Genomic DNA, 15,709 nt, shown 5'->3' on the forward strand with positions numbered 1-15,709 from the left:
TTGGGCTGCTCACCGTTAAGCGCAGCCTTAATACGCAGTTTGATGCTAGTGAAATCTGAAGTTTCTGGTGTAGCAGCCATCTTAGCGCGGATTGGGTTCAAATCTACATAGGCCATACAGGCCAGTACTGCCGCTTCATCAAGCAGGGCCTGGGACTTAAATCGTCCTTCCCAGAAGCGCCCAGTACACTTGTCCTCTGCATTGGCTCTACGAGCAATAGGTTCATTCAGTGCCCGCATAAACCAAGAGATATCCATCAGCCGTAAGCGGTACTCTTTGACTCGTTTATTGATAATGCTTTGTTGATAGGATTCAAGTGGTTCACCTTTAACAAAGTCGTGATTAAGGCTATCGCCTTTAAACAGCTTTTGCCATTGAGTGACCACTTCGATATCTGACCAATGCTTAGCTAACTCCACATCAATACGTAATACGAGATGTAAATGGTTACTCATCACTACATAAGCACAAATATCAATGGCAAACACAGCTGCAAGTTCTAATAGTCGACTTTCAACCCAATCCCGTCTATGCTCATAGGATTGACCTGTGTAATGATCGACCCCGCACAAAAAAGCCTTTCTAACACAACGAGATACGCAGTGATAATAGAGCGTATCCTCTAAGCTGACTAACGCTTTTCTTGGTGTAGGCATAATAAACCCTCCTCAACAACTCTGACTTAAGCGTAGTCAAAGGATCTTAATCTGACAATTGTGGGTGTCTTGATTATTTTTTGCCTGTGCGGCAGTGAACTCCATTGCCAGACCAAATGCACGTATTCTTTGTTTCTAAGCTGCCTGTGCGGCAGTGAACTAACAGATAACATACCGACCACCCAGGCGATTTTTCTAAGCTGCCTGTGCGGCAGTGAACTATTCTCCAATTAAATTATAGTTGCCTTGTTATTTTCTAAGCTGCCTGTGCGGCAGTGAACTGAGGTTGAGTATCATGGTGGCAGCACGGATATTTCTAAGCTGCCTGTGCGGCAGTGAATGCCTGCGAGCTGGGCAATCGTCGGCTTGGTTTTTTCTAAGCTGCCTGTGCGGCAGTGAACAATAGAATATCAGCACAAAAATAAGTTACAACAAGTCTTTAGGTTAAAAATAGCTATTTAACCTTCTAAAAAATGACTTGTTGTAACCATTTGTTTTACTTGTGAATTTTTAAATAGCGAAAAATAAGGGTTAAAACCAAGGGACCGTGGCGGTTTTGCTGAGTCCATAAGTATTAAATGATCCCGTTACCGCTGCAGACACACTCTTTTTTTGCAGGAAAAGTCGAAAAAAATGTTGCCTGGATAGACTCTTCATATTGATAAAAGGCAACTCACTCGCTTGATCGGTAAAGCCCTTAAAATACTCGAGTGCTTGTTCAAGGGTTTCATCTTTTCGTTTAGCTCGCCGCCGTGCCATACGCTCAATATTCGTATCAAATTGCACCCGATTAAATACCGCATATTGCGTGACAGCGCTAGGTACAGCTTTAATCGAAGTGCAATGGCAGTAATCAGTGAGCCGTTGTAACCATTGCGGTATGTCTAACGCTTGTAATGCCGATTCACTGGCAGCAAAAAGTCGTAACTTACTGCCCAATGGGTATTTATCCTGGCTAAATTCTGGAAATGAAACCGCAACTGCAGAGGTATTATCTGCCGTTTTATGTTCAGCTAAGGCCAGGTGTATTTGTTGATACACTTTTTGCCAAAGAAACCCTAAATTAGCCTCAGCATCGGGCAACAAGGTAATATCGAGATAATATTTCATTCTCGCTCCTATTTATCGCTCTCGCCAAATACACCACCACGTACAATTACCGCCATGACGTAGTGTTGATCTTCAATGCGTTCAAGCTGTCCACCACGAGCCCAACTGTCAAAGAAGGTATAAAAATCTTGTTTAGCTGCGGGGGTTCGAAAAGCTTTACCGAGATTGGTTACAGCACCGTAAGGTTCAATTGCAATTGGCCCCGCACTGCTGCCACTGTCAAATTCCGGATACCAGGTATCGATAGTGCGCAGAGCATTACCAATTTTTTGTGAGTGCATAGCGGCAATATCATTGACTGAATAAAGGATTTTACCTTTCGTGCCTTTGCCTTTATCCAGCACCAATTCTTCACTTGGGTAAATATCTTGCGCCTTACCGACTTGTACAAAACAGTTAATATCCAGCATTAAAAAATCATCTTCACTGGCAAGTGCCCCAGCGATACGTGCAGCTAATTCATCCACAGCCGAGCTAGAATCATCGAAGTGGCGAGTACTAAATTCGGTGGCGTCAAAGGTCCAGCTTTGCGGCGCATTTTTGTTTAATGCTGACACTTGTACTTCGATATTCTCTGCACCCACACGGTTGCGCCATAAGAAGCGCGCATTAGCTATATTTAACGCATAACGGCGTGCTATTTCTTTACACCCTTCGCTGCCAATATAATCATTTACGGCAGCACTGTAGCTTTCTTTAAACAGCGCATTGTTGCACGCTGATGGTTTAGCTAGACCACCTAATATCTTCAACGAAAAATTCAATTTCAGCGTGTCTTGCTCTGGTGCTAATGCACAAGCATCTACCCGTTGTAAGTTAGCCTTTTCCACTTCTGCGTTTAACTTTACAGGGTCTTTTTGCACTGCAGGTTTTAAGCGATTCGAAATGGTGCCACGTACAGATTTTTCAATTAACTTTAATGGCGTGACGGCACTTCTATCGTCCCAACACGTGCCATACATATAACCATCAGATGGGACGAGTTTTTTTTCAAATGCGAGTACCGATGCAATATTTTCTTTTTTAGCCATGATAATTTTCCTTATTTAATAAAAGTCAGACCAATCGTCCGCTGAAGTAGGTTTTTGTAGAGAGTGAGTTTGTTGACAAAGGTATAAGTTATTTTCAGGTTCAATGGCGTAATGCCACATAATTTCGTTAAGTGAATTAATCCGATACGGCATTTTAAATTCACCTAAAGTAACAATACTTTCGGCAAAACGATGGGGGGTTTCAGGATCGCGCTGGTTTTTAGCTTCGCCTAATGCCGTAATGCCATGAAATCCGGTGGCGATAGGCACGATCCAACCAGCGGGGTTTTCTTGATAGGTTTTTCGTTTTGCCTGCCAAGTGACATTGCCGTCATCATCTTGGGTGCAACTTTGATGTACGACTAGATAATCTAACAAGGCATCCATGGCATCTTGACCACTTTCCATTGCTGCAATCATTAAATCACGGCGTTCAACCAGCGCATAACCCGGCATTAATTGGCGTGTGAGCATAGCGAGATCAGACGTTTCACCCTCCTCAATTCGTTGAATACTCGGCGCATGGAAACCCTTAATATCACCACTGGCCATTTTCATATGTCCATGCAGATGATGGGTGATCCGTTCTAATACTGCTACTTCATCGGCTTTATTTAGCCCATCAAGTTCCACCAGCAAAGTAACATCCAAATGACAACGCGCTTCTTCGATAAACGCACTGCGTGAACCTGTTTTATCCAACGGATTACCTGTACCGATAATTGAAGAAACATAATCACCGACACCTCTGTGAGTTTGCAGATCACATTGGTGACTGACAACGCCTGTCGCGCTAAACGTCAAGTCAGTAAAACCGTCTTGATTTAACTTACGTTGTAGCGCATGCATTGCCCCTAACCAAGCCGTCATTGCAGGGAAGCCTATGGTAAAAGGGCTAGATAATGCATTGGCATTATGCACTTTAATATGTGGCAATATTAATAGGGTTTTGATTTCACCGCTCATCGTAGCGCCTCCTTATGCTGAGTGATCATTCTCAAAAAATGTAACCGTTCTTCCTCACCTAGCATCACTGCCTGCTTACCCATAACCGTTTTATACGTGCTTGCAAACCAACTGGATATCTCATTGACCAAAGTATCTAGCCATTCATCCGTGTTTTCACGTTCTTCGATAAACTCATGGTGTAACCATATTTTTTGCACGCGAGTCAGTTGTGATATCTCGCTGTTATATTGCAACTCAGAAATACTGCGAATTGCCCACATTTTGGCAATGATTTTGTCCATCACTTCGTGAATACGCGCATCGCGACTATTACGTAATTTTTTATTGTTTTTATAATCAATTTTAAAGATGCGGTGCAGCGCTTGAAACACATCCTTATATTCATAAGGTCGAAACGATTCGCTAAAAAAATTACTACGTGGAAAATGAATGGTGCGTTTTTCTATTTGTGGTGGTAGTGATGACAACAGATGTGCTTTACCCCCATTTTGATTATTCAGCACGCTGATATTTTGTGGTTTAGTGCCGCCATAACCAATCGTGGTTAAACCATATATTTCTGCAAAACCCTGCTCACTAAATTCATTCTTTTTCCTTAATTCTCTTAGTACTTTAACCTCGTCATTAAAACGTAAATTATCGATACGCTTTCGCAGCTGATATAACATGCCCGAATTGGTTAATAGGGAAAGCTGGTGATAGTCCTCTGCAACAGGAAAATACACTTGTTTTATTTTAGAGCTGGTAACATTTTCACTGCCACTTTCCGCCATCGCGACAAAACCTGCTTTTAACTCCGTATAAGAGACTTCTTTTAGCGTCAATAACTGCGCGGCCAGTTGTGAATCATTTTGAATATGTGTGAGCAGTTGCTGGCCATCGGTCATTTCTAAGGTTAAAAATTTATACACATCCAGTGCCGCAGCGTTACCCAATGCATCGGTATCAACAACCACATTACCGCTGCGTAAAAAACCATCTATCGCACTGTCTGCGTTGGCGATAACCGAACTAACGTAGCCATTTTTATTTTTTCGAGCACTCGGATGACTAAACGTACAGGGGTGCGTCGCCATTGAGATCTGACCCGCTCTTTTCGCCGCGTTGGGCAGCCAAGTTGATAACGAGAATACCGCTTCACATTGTTGTTGTGTTTCTCGAATTTGAGCTTCATCCATCGAAGCCTTTAGATTTTTCTTTAACCACGCTTCTTTTCGTTCTTCAAAGAAACGGGTGATAGCAGGATCTAACATTGCTCTCTCCCTATTTTCACTAATCCAAATTGATCACTGTACTCGTACTTCTCACCGTCTCTGACAACAAAACTTAATTCGCCATAACGCAGTGATACTTGCCGTCTTGTTGGTAGTACGTCTGCGTCAATGTGTGCATCTAATACATCAAGGTAATCGCGTACTAGCCATAAATTATTTCGTTCACTTGTCGATAAACTCACCGGCGTTATTTGCCATATGTTGTCGACATTGATTAAATTACCCGCGATATCTGTTATACGTAAACCTTGCTCGTCTTTCTCGGTAAAATAACAATCTTCATCATTGCTATTTGCCACTAAAAATATTTTACTACTGGGCTCACTTTGCCTAAACGAATGCAGCAGTTGTGGCATTGCCGTTAAAAACCACGTTGAATCAAGGTAGCCTTGCAGTGCTTGTGGGCCGAGCTGGGTATATTGAGTCAGTAATGCACCTATAGCGCGATGTTCAATACCCGCTAAATGCTGGCCTTGTGATTGATCTAATTGAGTAATGCGAGGAATCGCATTGATGCCGTTTTCAAGCGCTGCCAGGTTGACAATTTTACTCAGATCATGGGTTGGCATTGGCTTAGTTTCATAGCCTGGTCGGGTAAAATAAACACCGCCTTGTTTGTCGCCTGCTATATATGCTTGGTAGTTATATTGCATTAAGCCAATATTAGCTTGAGTCACTTCGCCTTCGCGATGACGACGAACCCGCCCTGCTAATTGCACAATAGAGCGATAAGACGACGGTTCAACTACTGCCCAGTCAAAGTCATGATCTCGCCCAACTTCCTCTACTGGGGTGGCAACCAGAATAAAAATAATCTGCTTGGCGTTACTGTTATCAAGGTGACCACGAATAATGGCATTGCTGAACGCCTTTGGCGCTTCGCCGGCCTTTTCTTTGCGCTTTAACACTTGGTCAAGGTGCTGTTCTTGTTCATGACGCAGTAACAAAACCTGCTGGCTATGATATGCCATGACCTTGACTTCGGTATCCGCTGGAAATTCAGCACTCAACAAGTAGCGAGTTAACTCAACACAAGGAGAAATATTGGCAACCCGGACAACACCAAATGACACCTGTTTATTTGTCAGTTCGTCAACGGTATGGTGGTGTTGATGTTTCACTAACACCGCGTCTTTAATATGCTGAAAATAAGTCTCTTGCTTGCTTATTCCATCTGTCGATTTAGTGTTAACCCTGTTGACTTCGCACGCCACAATATGGCCTTTACGTTTCGCGGTTTGATTGGTTAGCAACTTGATACGTTTATCAATAAAGGCATCGTGGAACGATTTATATTGCGCTATGGCGGGTTCACTATCACTAGATTTGACAGTTTCAACCTGAGTATACGACTCGTCAATCCAAGCACAGCCTATAATGGCCTGTGACTCGGTACGTGATAGGCAATATAACTGCCAGCCTTTTTTGTAGGCATTAAAATAGCCTTCAGCCAAGCTTGGGGGAATGGTGGCAGAAGATATCATCACCTTACGCCCCAGCATGCCAGCAAGGTGAATAAGTCGCCCGATGGCAATTAAATCTGAACCGGTAAAATCATCAATTTCATCAATCACCAGATCAGACGACATCAAGCGTAATGACGGTAAAATATAACGACCACCGCGTTTGGTTTCTGTTGCCGCCATGATGTGATCAATCGTGCAAGCTAAAACGGGGGCATAAAGAAACTGCTTATCTTTATTTTTAGTCAGCACTGTCGTTAGGCCACTTTCAGGAATATCACAGTCATAATCAATAAACTCATCCAGTAACGACTCTGCCGATTCAGAACCCACGGCTTCCGCTGTCAATTCTTCCTCTGCTGCTACACGCTTATTATGTAAATCAGCCACCGCTTTAGACCCAATTAACACGGCCAGTTGGCTTTTATCCAATCCGATACGTTGTCGATATTCATCGCCAGTCTGCAAGGTCAATGTGCGTAACCCAAGCGCTAAAATATAGCGCAAACTTTGCTGATCTACCGATAATGCTCGCATCACTTTGGCGTTAGCGAAGGTTTTACCACAGCCCGTACTCGCCATATTGACCGCAAAAAAACCAAACGCTTGCTTGGACTGCTGTTGGCGCCACTCCGTTATACTTTCTACCGCTTTATCTTGCCAACGAAATGCTTTAGGACTTGGCTTTCTTAACGCTTGAATATCTTGGGCTAACGGTGGTTCAGACTCAAAGGCAGGTAATAGATGCGCGGTATCCAGTGCCACTTTAGCGACGCCCACCAAGTGCTCATCTAATTTCTGCTTTAACTGATTAGTGTCTCGGTCGGTATTAGCAAATAAACCTGTGGTATCTTGCCAACCTTTGGCAGCATCTTGAGATGAATAGTTATGATCACCTAACATCAAACACAAACGCGCATGATGTAATACTAAACGATAGCTGCCGTCGGCGATCGCCTCTTTAATTAGTGGTAATTGATGTTGTAATTGGGTCGCCCTGCGTTTAACTAACTTATTCCATTGTGGAGACTGGGTTAATAAACCTTTGGGGAATTCAAAGCATTGTTTAACCCGGGCTTGATATTCAACTTCATCTTGGCGATTTTCATAGCCCCATTCTTGACTAATCTCACCCAGCAAATCGTCTATTCGCGGAAAGTCTTCTCCGAGATATTTGTTTCTTACTGCTTTTTTATCCCAAGAATACAAGGGTAATCTATGGTGCGAGACGAGCAACCAAGCGATGAGTTTGGCAGCATCTGGCAGTCCTTGCAGTGGTTTGCTGATGTTTTCACTCGAGACGGCTTTAATTCGCTGTTCGTCCAACTCGCCCATAATAAGCACTTTGAGCCAGTCTTCATCGCCAGCATCACTCGAACGAACCAGTGCATTAAGCAATAAACAAGATATCCATTCGTGTCGGATCGGATCACCTTTACATTTACTTTTACTGTCTGGGTTGAGCTTATTTTGAAACAGTCGCGATGCCTTGCCCCAATCATGTAACAGCGCGGCAAGTCCGGTGAGCGATTTTATTAATGGCAGATACTTCCAATCATTTTCTATTTCCATGTTTAACAAGTTTCGCTTGGTAGTATTCACTGGCACCACTCCTTCACCATTAAACTTACTCTTATTGCCCACCACCCATATAAACTGACTGCGAGCGCGTGAGCGGATCCAATGGCAGCTCACCGCGGTACTTTTACTGGCAGTTTGTCGCAGCATCTTTTTTACCGCCTGCAAGCCGTCTTCAGTGATAATGGTTTGCCAGGTATTGTCACCGATGCGATTGGCAAAGGCGTCTAACACCCGCCGGGTTTTCTTTAAGGCGTTTTTCTCGCACATTGACACGAATGTAACCATCATCAGATTTAACCTACCTTCATTCGTTATCCAAAAAGTTTTTTATCGCTATGCTTAACTTAACCATGAATATTAGTAATTCCCCACTCCTATGCCAAGACATACGGCACCGACACTTATCAATACATCTTCTTATTTTTATTATTAAATTAAGCATCACCCTGTACACAGCACATACTATTTTCATTATAAGAAGCCTCTCATCCATTAAAGAGAGCACAGCTTACCCTACCCGATCTAACCGATCAACCTATGTATGTCAAAAATAAAACTGTGACTTATGAAAGATAGTGACGCTAACCTATCAATCCAATATAATGACCAGCTGCCGCACAGGCAGCTTAGAAATATGTATGTCAAAAATATAAAGTACACTGCCGAGCAGGCAGCCTAACAGCCAGCAACATTATTGCTGGCTGTTTTTTCATTAAGGGCAATGTTTTTTACCGTCTCAAACATAAAATCGAGCGCTTTATGATCGGTAAATGCTTGCAGTACTTGCTGCCTAAACTCTTGTTCGGTGAGCTTTTCTTTAGCGCAAATAAAAGCCCAAGGTAAGACGATGGCATCTTTAATCAAATCGGCAATATCAAACACCAAGGCTCCCCTTCTGGTCTTGCCGTGCATCACGGCAAAACCGTGGGGTATGCCTAATACCCATAGGGTGGTTGCCGCTAACCCATAAGCGAGATAATTACCATGATTGAGAAAGTCGTTGGCCTTGTCGGTAGACTGATGCTGACGGGTAAAGTCTGACGTGTTAGTCACATTGGCGGCAAATTTGTAGAGCTGCTTGGTGAGCTGCGCTTCGGTTAACAAGAGATCTGACGGCTTAGCGGCGGTGATCATGCGTTGATCAAAACGCTGTAATGCAGCTTCAATATTGCTATCGCTAGTCGTAAAACCTGCTAATTTAAGATCCCTGTCTTTACCCCAAACATGATGTAAAAATTCAATCCGTGCTTGTTGAAATTGTTTGGCGGCATCGAGTCGTTTATTGTCATCAAACCAAAAACCCATCCAACCTTGTAAGTATTCCGTAGGGCGATATTCACTTTGTGGGGTAAACCATTCAATGGCATTGCCCATGTATAACGGTGTGCCTCCGCCACCAGAAAAACCAATCAATACGCCGGCTTGTGCCAACATTCTTACCGCAGCTTGGGTGATCGACGTACCATTGCCCAGTAACAGAACCGTGGTATTGGCAATGGGAATATTGAAGTATTGGTTTTCTTTCTTTGCCTCTGTCAGATACAACACCCGACCGTCTTTTTGCATCACTCGGCAATATTCGAGGTAATAGATGTTGGCACGCTTAGAGTGCAGTATCGCTTTGAGATCTGATGATGAAAAGTTATCCAATTTATCGGCCCGTATTATATTGTTGGGTGAGTAAGGTGCCACTTTACTGGGTTCCTAAGCCTTAACAATACTGTGTAAAATCTCAGGTAAAGTGACTTTACCTCGATGGTATGATTGATGATAAAAACGAGGTTAATGGTTTAAAAGCCACTTTTTGATGTCATCTTGGTTGACTAGAATTAATTGTTGGGCCTCTGGCGTGCCGTCTAACATTTTGGTATTGACCTGCAACTCCCGCAGCAAATAACTGGCCAGTGCGGCGCGGGTGTTAATAATGAGTTGGCCGCCTTCCATTTGATAGTCATGGGCTAGTACTGCTTTTTTTGCAGGGGATAAGCGTGGATCTGGCTGTAAAATAAGTGGGATGTAGGTTTGCCAGTCACGATCTAAGCTGGCGTCTTGGTAAGGCCCATCTACAATGTCTGCCACGCCTCTGAAGCGGCTTAATACTAGGTCACGGTATTGTTGTGATTTTTCGCAATAACCTCTTACATGCCAACGTAATCCTGTATTGACGAATGTATGAGGATGAAAAATACGCCCATCACTCTCTGGATTAGACAGGGAAATATAATTAGTTTCCATTCGTTTACGTTGCCGAATCGCTTTTACCAGTACCCTGATAACGTCGACTGAGACTCTGCGGGTGGGCAGGGCAAGATGGCTGACGTTAGCGGTAATGGGAGAGTGTTCATGAATTTGCTTTGTGTCAAACCACTGAAGATATTGATTAATGTCTGATGACATATAGTGTGCGATAAATGTTTTACTGGGCTTAAAACCATGGCTGGTTTGAATTAAGTTATCAGGAAACTGTTCATTGTAACGTTTAAAGTCTTGATAAGCCTGTTGGCGACTGATAGCAAATTGTTCAGTGAGTTGTTTATTCGTTACAGTGCCTTCCCACCATGCGACTAGTTCAATGAACAGTTTCCTCTGTTGTAAATTATTTGTAGCCATACCCTTCCTTAGGTTGTGTACACCAGAGTCAAATATCCGGACATATGATAAGCCTATGCTTTTATTAACAACTTAACGTTTAACAATATCACATTACAGGATATTTATGGCGAACACTAGACGGTTGTTTTTTGTTGCAGTGATAGAGCAATTAGCTGAACGTAAAAGTGAGTTGATTTAAAGAGTTGGTAAGATTAGTCACAGTTGAGGATTTCTAAGCTAGCTGCGCAGCAGTGAACCGGCCGGTGCTGTTATCTAATCCTCATGTGATTTTCTAAGCTGCCTGTGCGGCAGTGAACGTATAACGTTATCGGGTCCAGGTTCCTCGAGTTTTCTAATCTGCCTGTGCGGCAGTGAACCGTAGGAGGGGCTTCAGCCCCGATGCATATAGATTTCTAAGCTGCCTGTGCGGCAGTGAACGTACCAAACAAATTTACGCTAGTCGCTAGGCTTTTCTAAGCTGCCTGTGCGGCAGTGAACACCAAACTAAACCTACAACGGCCCAGCTCGCATTTCTAAGCTGCCTGTGCGGCAGTGAACTGCTTCGCGACGCGCTGTTATGAACACCGCCGTTTCTAAGCTGCCTGTGCGGCAGTGAACCGGGTAACACTAGAAACTTTAGACTCGGTGATTTTCTAAGCTGCCTGTGCGGCAGTGAACTGAATATCGATACTCAGGCCATATTTTTGGATTTTCTAAGCTGCCTGTGCGGCAGTGAACATTATTAACGTTAAGCTCTAGGTTTTCGACTCTTTCTAAGCTGCCTGTGCGGCAGTGAACGCGGACGCTTTGCAGTGCGCATATACGCTGGATTTCTAAGCTGCCTGTGCGGCAGTGAACCGGATACTGTTCTCGAGTATTACAAAATCGACTTTCTAAGCTGCCTGTGCGGCAGTGAACCCCAGAGTCGGTGAAAGCAAAATTTTCTGGATTTTCTAAGCTGCCTGTGCGGCAGTGAACCAAGGCGGCGCACTGGTTGTTGTTGTTCGGGTTTTCTAAGCTGCCTGTGCGGCAGTGAACTGCTAGCAATTCGGCGGCGCTGTTGTCTTCTGTTTCTAAGCTGCCTGTGCGGCAGTGAATGCAGAGGCTAGACGCATAGAAGACGCTCGACTTTTCTAAGCTGCCTGTGCGGCAGTGAACCCTACAGAGTTTCTAATAGAGTCGATGCGTGATTTCTAAGCTGCCTGTGCGGCAGTGAACTAATCAGCTAACGATAACCTCACAAGTTGAAATTTCTAAGCTGCCTGTGCGGCAGTGAACGAGATCAAAGAGTTCAATATGTTTGTCGGCACTTTCTAAGCTGCCTGTGCGGCAGTGAACGCCTATCCTCAACACTCACCCACTCGCTTTGTTTTCTAAGCTGCCTGTGCGGCAGTGAACAGGGGCGGCAGGGGCGCACGATGATGTGTACATTTCTAAGCTGCCTGTGCGGCAGTGAACAGTGTGAAGAAAAATACTTAACTTATGCTGCTTTTCTAAGCTGCCTGTGCGGCAGTGAACTAGGTGTGACATCGGTTAAATCTGCTGTGAGCTTTCTAAGCTGCCTGTGCGGCAGTGAACACTAGCATAGCAGCACAAAAATAAGTTACAACAAGTCTTTAGGTAAAAAATACCTATTTAACCTTCTAAAATATGACTTGTTGTAACTGATTGTTTTTCTTGTTGATTTTTAAATAGCGAAAAATAAGGGTTAAAACCAGTGTTTTTCAAGGGACTATGCCACTTCTGGGATGACTGAGCGGCATCTGGAATATCGCAGGCCATATAAATCAGATTCAAGAGGTGAACCTATGATAATAGACGATACCCAGGCCTTTTAATCAGCCTTATGATGGGCCGCAGGTTTGCGTAAACTGTAAACTGAAAAGTGTTAATCTTTCCTGTAGATAAACACTTCCTAGACCAGAGCGAAAAATGGCACATCTATCTTCTGAAACCTTAGTGGACGCGATCAAAAGTACCCAAAATATGAACCTGAAGGAAAAAGAACTCATCTGTGATGAGCTTTTTCGAGAGCAACCCAATCTCCTAGCCTCCATATTAGTACAACAACAAATGGGCAATACCGCAGAAGAGGTAGACGTTCTGCTCAATATTCTTATCGTTCTGCACATGGCCGTGAAGGGAGCTGGGGTAAAAATTAGCATGGTCACGGAGCTACAGCAGCAAGATCAACTGTCTAAACTGACAGCTTCCATTGCATTTTCCAGCGGAATGGACAGCCAATCAGTAAATAGCTCGATAACTCAATATATTTCCAATCATAAAGAGTCGATATTATTGGTGTTTGTGACCGATTCGATGAAGCGTGCAGGATTTTTTGAAAAAACCAAGGAATGCTCAAAATATCTAATATTCGCTGGCGTTAATTTGGTAAATTGTCTTTCTAATGCCATTGAGTTGGCAGCTTCTGAGTAGAAAACCGTGCTAGCCTGACAGCAAGGGAGTACATAGCATCCGGAATGCACATAGTATTCTAAGCTGCCTGCGCGGCGGTGAACGCGTGTGATTCATCGCAGAAGAGCTATCACGCTCAAGGTGATCGTGATAGCTATCTTGAAAAACACCGCCTGCATCAGTTTGGCCACAGGTAATATGATTTCAGCCCAGGGTGTTAATGAAACTCGCGGAACACGCCGGAAATAAATGACTTTTCACAGTAATGGCACTTCAGCTTAGCCCCGGCGCCCTCTTGCTTGATATTGAAACGACTGTCGACGGGCTCATTATGGCTGATACAGTTGCTGTTAGGGCAGGTCAATACTCCTGAGATGCGCTCGGGTATGGCCACTTTGAACTTATTGACCACTTCAAAATCTTCGATCACATTGATGGTCGCCTTAGGCGCGAACAGGGCCAACTGGTTGGCCTGATTTTGATCGAATACCGTGTGCTCAATCTTGATGATATCTTTCAAGGCGCCGCTACTGGTCGGCAGATTTAAGCCTATGGTGAGACGCTGCTGTCCCTCGAAGAGCTCAAAAAACTTCAGGATCTTAATCCCTTGCCCGGGTGCGATATGGTCGATAACAGTACCATTTTCTATGGCTTCGACTTTTAGCTGCTTCTTCATGACTCATCTCCATACTCGTTGGTCAGCACTAAGGCAAGCAGCGCTTGGCGGGCATATACGCCATTTTCAGCCTGCTGAAAGTAATAAGCATAAGGGGTGTGATCTACATCTGTGGTGATCTCATCGACTCTGGGCAATGGGTGTAATACCTTAAGATTATCTTTCACTCCCTGCAGCATGTTAGCGCTCAAGATAAAACTGGATTTCAAATGCTGATATTCAGTTTCATCGAAGCGTTCCTTCTGCACCCGAGTCATATATAAGATATCTAAGTTATCGACTACGCCATCTAAGGTGTCATGCAGGGTGAACTTACAGCCTTGGGCTTTGAGATCGTCGATAATGTAATCGGGCATAGACAGTGCTGGGGGGGCAATAAAGTGGAACTCACAATCAAACAGAGACAATGCCTGGGTCAGAGAATGCACTGTACGACCATATTTAAGATCACCCACGAAGGCCACCTGCAGCTTATCTAAGGTGCCTTGGGTCTCATAGATGCTGAACAGGTCGAGTAAGGTTTGCGTCGGATGCTGATTCGAGCCATCGCCGCCATTGATCACCGGCACCGAAGAGAACTCACTGGCAAGACGGGCCGCGCCCTCTTGATTGTGACGCATGAAGAAAGCGTCGCAATAGGAGGAGATCACCTTTACCGAATCGGCCAAGGTTTCACCTTTCTTGCCCAAAGACGTGTTACCACTATCGGGGAAACCAATAATACTTCCCCCTAGCCTATGTACCGCGGTCTCGAAGGACAGGCGAGTTCGCGTCGAGGCTTCGAAGAAACAGCTGGCGATGACACAGTTTTTCAACAGTTCTGGATTAGGAGTTTGCTTCAGTGTATTGGCGGTAGAGACAATAAGTTCTAGTTCTGAACGTGAGAGGTCGGAGATAGAGATTATATGTTTATGATATAAGGGGTTACTCATTCTTGCAGTGTCCTGTTCCGATGATGAAATCGGGTGGGAATTGTACTCCTTTTCGGTCGATGAGTATATAGGCAGACACGCATTGAGCCCTGATGGTTAGCCACTGGCTTCCTGCCATAGACGCAAGCGATTATTTGAGCAAAAATACAACAAAAAAACCTGCTAGCAAGCAGGCCTATCTGGTCATGGGGGAAATAGGTGAAAAGCGCGTCGGGGGCTAGCTCATACTTACATATTCACATATGTAATCACACACAAACAGGGTTGTGCTACATCCCTCGCTAACCGCACTGTAAGCCCAGAAACTAACACGGTTGCTACTCATAGACGTGACATCAAAACTCACAAAACCAATCACTACCTAATGATACGCTCTTCACTATTTAGTATAGTCAATATTTAGCCAGTGTTACGTTTAAGAGACTAAATATTTCTATTAATGCCTAATTCAGAATACAGGAGCCGGCTCCCCTCGTTTCAATCCCCGCAGCAACGACTAAGCCTTAGCAGTTTAAGGCATCATAACAATGGGAGATTTAGCCATCGATGCGCTTTTCATTCTTCGATGAGTGACCGGCTAACACCAACAAACCGGCAAGAATAGCCAGATTTTTGATGAAGTTCTGCATCTCATGCGCCGCCTCGATACCGCTATAGTTCCAGAAGTCGTGAAGGCTGAAATTAATCAGAACCACGAGTCCAGCCAGCATCAGTGACACAGGCACTGTGTATCTATTAGCCATTAATGCCAGGGCTGCGAGTATCTCTAATGCCCCGGCCGTCGCCAGTAATACCGGGATCATCAGCATATTATGTTTAGCCATCAATGCCACATGCATGTCCCAGCTGACAAATTTCATGATCCCGGGTAACAAGAAATAGAGGGCTAACAATACTCTGCCACTGGTGATTAATGCTAGCTCCATGACCTTATCCTCTGCTGCTAATGATAGCTTGGCTTAATAGGCTAATCTGCTGACTCACACTCATCAGATTAGCCTAATGCCTTA

The 15,709-nt window shown here is 44.1% G+C and carries 12 protein-coding genes and 2 CRISPR repeat arrays; of the genes, 1 reads left to right on the plus strand and 11 read right to left on the minus strand.

From position 1 onward, the window contains the following. From HRU42_RS08515 to HRU42_RS08550, 8 genes are all read right to left on the minus strand, one after another. Positions 1 to 656 (minus strand): transposase (locus HRU42_RS08515; RefSeq protein WP_295030278.1); only part of this gene is annotated, 656 nt, incomplete at its 3' end. A gap of 72 nt (positions 657 to 728) precedes the next feature. Further along, positions 729 to 1,057: direct repeats of the CRISPR family, unit length 28 nt; unit sequence TTTCTAAGCTGCCTGTGCGGCAGTGAAC. 130 nt (positions 1,058 to 1,187) lie between these two features. Then, positions 1,188 to 1,766, minus strand: a complete 579-nt coding sequence (cas6f, locus tag HRU42_RS08520; RefSeq protein ID WP_295030279.1) for a type I-F CRISPR-associated endoribonuclease Cas6/Csy4 — start codon at positions 1,764 to 1,766, stop codon at positions 1,188 to 1,190. 8 nt (positions 1,767 to 1,774) lie between these two features. Then, positions 1,775 to 2,797, minus strand: coding sequence for a type I-F CRISPR-associated protein Csy3 (csy3, locus tag HRU42_RS08525; RefSeq protein WP_295030281.1), 1,023 nt, complete (start codon positions 2,795 to 2,797; stop codon positions 1,775 to 1,777). A 15-nt stretch (positions 2,798 to 2,812) separates the two neighbouring features. Next, complete coding sequence (csy2, locus tag HRU42_RS08530) at positions 2,813 to 3,763, minus strand: type I-F CRISPR-associated protein Csy2 (protein WP_295030283.1); 951 nt, start codon at positions 3,761 to 3,763, stop codon at positions 2,813 to 2,815. Next, a complete protein-coding gene (gene csy1 / locus HRU42_RS08535) occupies positions 3,760 to 5,019 on the minus strand; it encodes a type I-F CRISPR-associated protein Csy1 (RefSeq protein WP_295030285.1) in 1,260 nt (419 codons plus the stop codon). Before csy1 ends, csy2 begins: the two co-directional genes overlap by 4 nt. Next, a complete protein-coding gene (cas3f, locus tag HRU42_RS08540; RefSeq protein ID WP_295030287.1) occupies positions 5,013 to 8,372 on the minus strand; it encodes a type I-F CRISPR-associated helicase Cas3f in 3,360 nt (1,119 codons plus the stop codon). The genes csy1 and cas3f overlap by 7 nt, the downstream gene beginning before the upstream one ends. Before the next feature lie 387 nt (positions 8,373 to 8,759). After that, a complete protein-coding gene (cas1f, locus tag HRU42_RS08545) occupies positions 8,760 to 9,734 on the minus strand; it encodes a type I-F CRISPR-associated endonuclease Cas1f (RefSeq protein ID WP_295030384.1) in 975 nt (324 codons plus the stop codon). 132 nt (positions 9,735 to 9,866) lie between these two features. Beyond that, the gene (locus HRU42_RS08550; RefSeq protein WP_295030289.1) at positions 9,867 to 10,694 is read right to left on the minus strand and encodes a WYL domain-containing protein; all 828 of its coding nucleotides are present in this window, start codon (positions 10,692 to 10,694) and stop codon (positions 9,867 to 9,869) included. 211 nt (positions 10,695 to 10,905) lie between these two features. Further along, positions 10,906 to 12,254: a CRISPR direct-repeat array (repeat unit 28 nt; unit sequence TTTCTAAGCTGCCTGTGCGGCAGTGAAC). A gap of 354 nt (positions 12,255 to 12,608) precedes the next feature. Here HRU42_RS08550 and HRU42_RS08555 point away from each other — a divergent pair. Beyond that, a complete protein-coding gene (locus tag HRU42_RS08555) occupies positions 12,609 to 13,112 on the plus strand; it encodes a hypothetical protein (protein WP_295030291.1) in 504 nt (167 codons plus the stop codon). A gap of 196 nt (positions 13,113 to 13,308) precedes the next feature. Here the strand turns inward: HRU42_RS08555 and pyrI are convergent, their stop codons facing one another. The 3 genes from pyrI to HRU42_RS08570 form a co-directional block, all read right to left on the minus strand. Beyond that, positions 13,309 to 13,767 carry an aspartate carbamoyltransferase regulatory subunit gene (pyrI, locus tag HRU42_RS08560; protein ID WP_295030292.1) on the minus strand — a complete coding sequence of 153 codons (459 nt, stop codon included), beginning with the start codon at positions 13,765 to 13,767 and terminating at the stop codon, positions 13,309 to 13,311. Further along, a complete protein-coding gene (pyrB, locus tag HRU42_RS08565; RefSeq protein WP_295030294.1) occupies positions 13,764 to 14,699 on the minus strand; it encodes an aspartate carbamoyltransferase in 936 nt (311 codons plus the stop codon). The genes pyrI and pyrB overlap by 4 nt, the downstream gene beginning before the upstream one ends. A gap of 536 nt (positions 14,700 to 15,235) precedes the next feature. Then, positions 15,236 to 15,625: a DoxX family membrane protein gene (locus HRU42_RS08570; RefSeq protein WP_295030296.1), complete on the minus strand. Its 390-nt coding sequence runs from the start codon at positions 15,623 to 15,625 to the stop codon at positions 15,236 to 15,238. Positions 15,626 to 15,709: the final 84 nt, after the last annotated feature.

The organism is Shewanella sp. (assembly GCF_013214165.1).
In the GTDB taxonomy this organism is placed as follows: Bacteria; Pseudomonadota; Gammaproteobacteria; order Enterobacterales; family Shewanellaceae; genus Shewanella.

Excerpts from the sequence above, each read along its gene's own strand:
- cas6f (WP_295030279.1), bottom strand. The coding sequence starts at position 1,766 with ATGAAATATTATCTCGATATTACCTTGTTGCCCGATGCTGAGGCTAAT.
- csy3 (WP_295030281.1), bottom strand. The coding sequence starts at position 2,797 with ATGGCTAAAAAAGAAAATATTGCATCGGTACTCGCATTTGAAAAAAAA.
- csy2 (WP_295030283.1), bottom strand. The coding sequence starts at position 3,763 with ATGAGCGGTGAAATCAAAACCCTATTAATATTGCCACATATTAAAGTG.
- csy1 (WP_295030285.1), bottom strand. The coding sequence starts at position 5,019 with ATGTTAGATCCTGCTATCACCCGTTTCTTTGAAGAACGAAAAGAAGCG.
- cas3f (WP_295030287.1), bottom strand. The coding sequence starts at position 8,372 with ATGATGGTTACATTCGTGTCAATGTGCGAGAAAAACGCCTTAAAGAAA.
- HRU42_RS08550 (WP_295030289.1), bottom strand. The coding sequence starts at position 10,694 with ATGGCTACAAATAATTTACAACAGAGGAAACTGTTCATTGAACTAGTC.
- HRU42_RS08555 (WP_295030291.1), top strand. The coding sequence starts at position 12,609 with ATGGCACATCTATCTTCTGAAACCTTAGTGGACGCGATCAAAAGTACC.
- pyrI (WP_295030292.1), bottom strand. The coding sequence starts at position 13,767 with ATGAAGAAGCAGCTAAAAGTCGAAGCCATAGAAAATGGTACTGTTATC.
- pyrB (WP_295030294.1), bottom strand. The coding sequence starts at position 14,699 with ATGAGTAACCCCTTATATCATAAACATATAATCTCTATCTCCGACCTC.
- HRU42_RS08570 (WP_295030296.1), bottom strand. The coding sequence starts at position 15,625 with ATGGAGCTAGCATTAATCACCAGTGGCAGAGTATTGTTAGCCCTCTAT.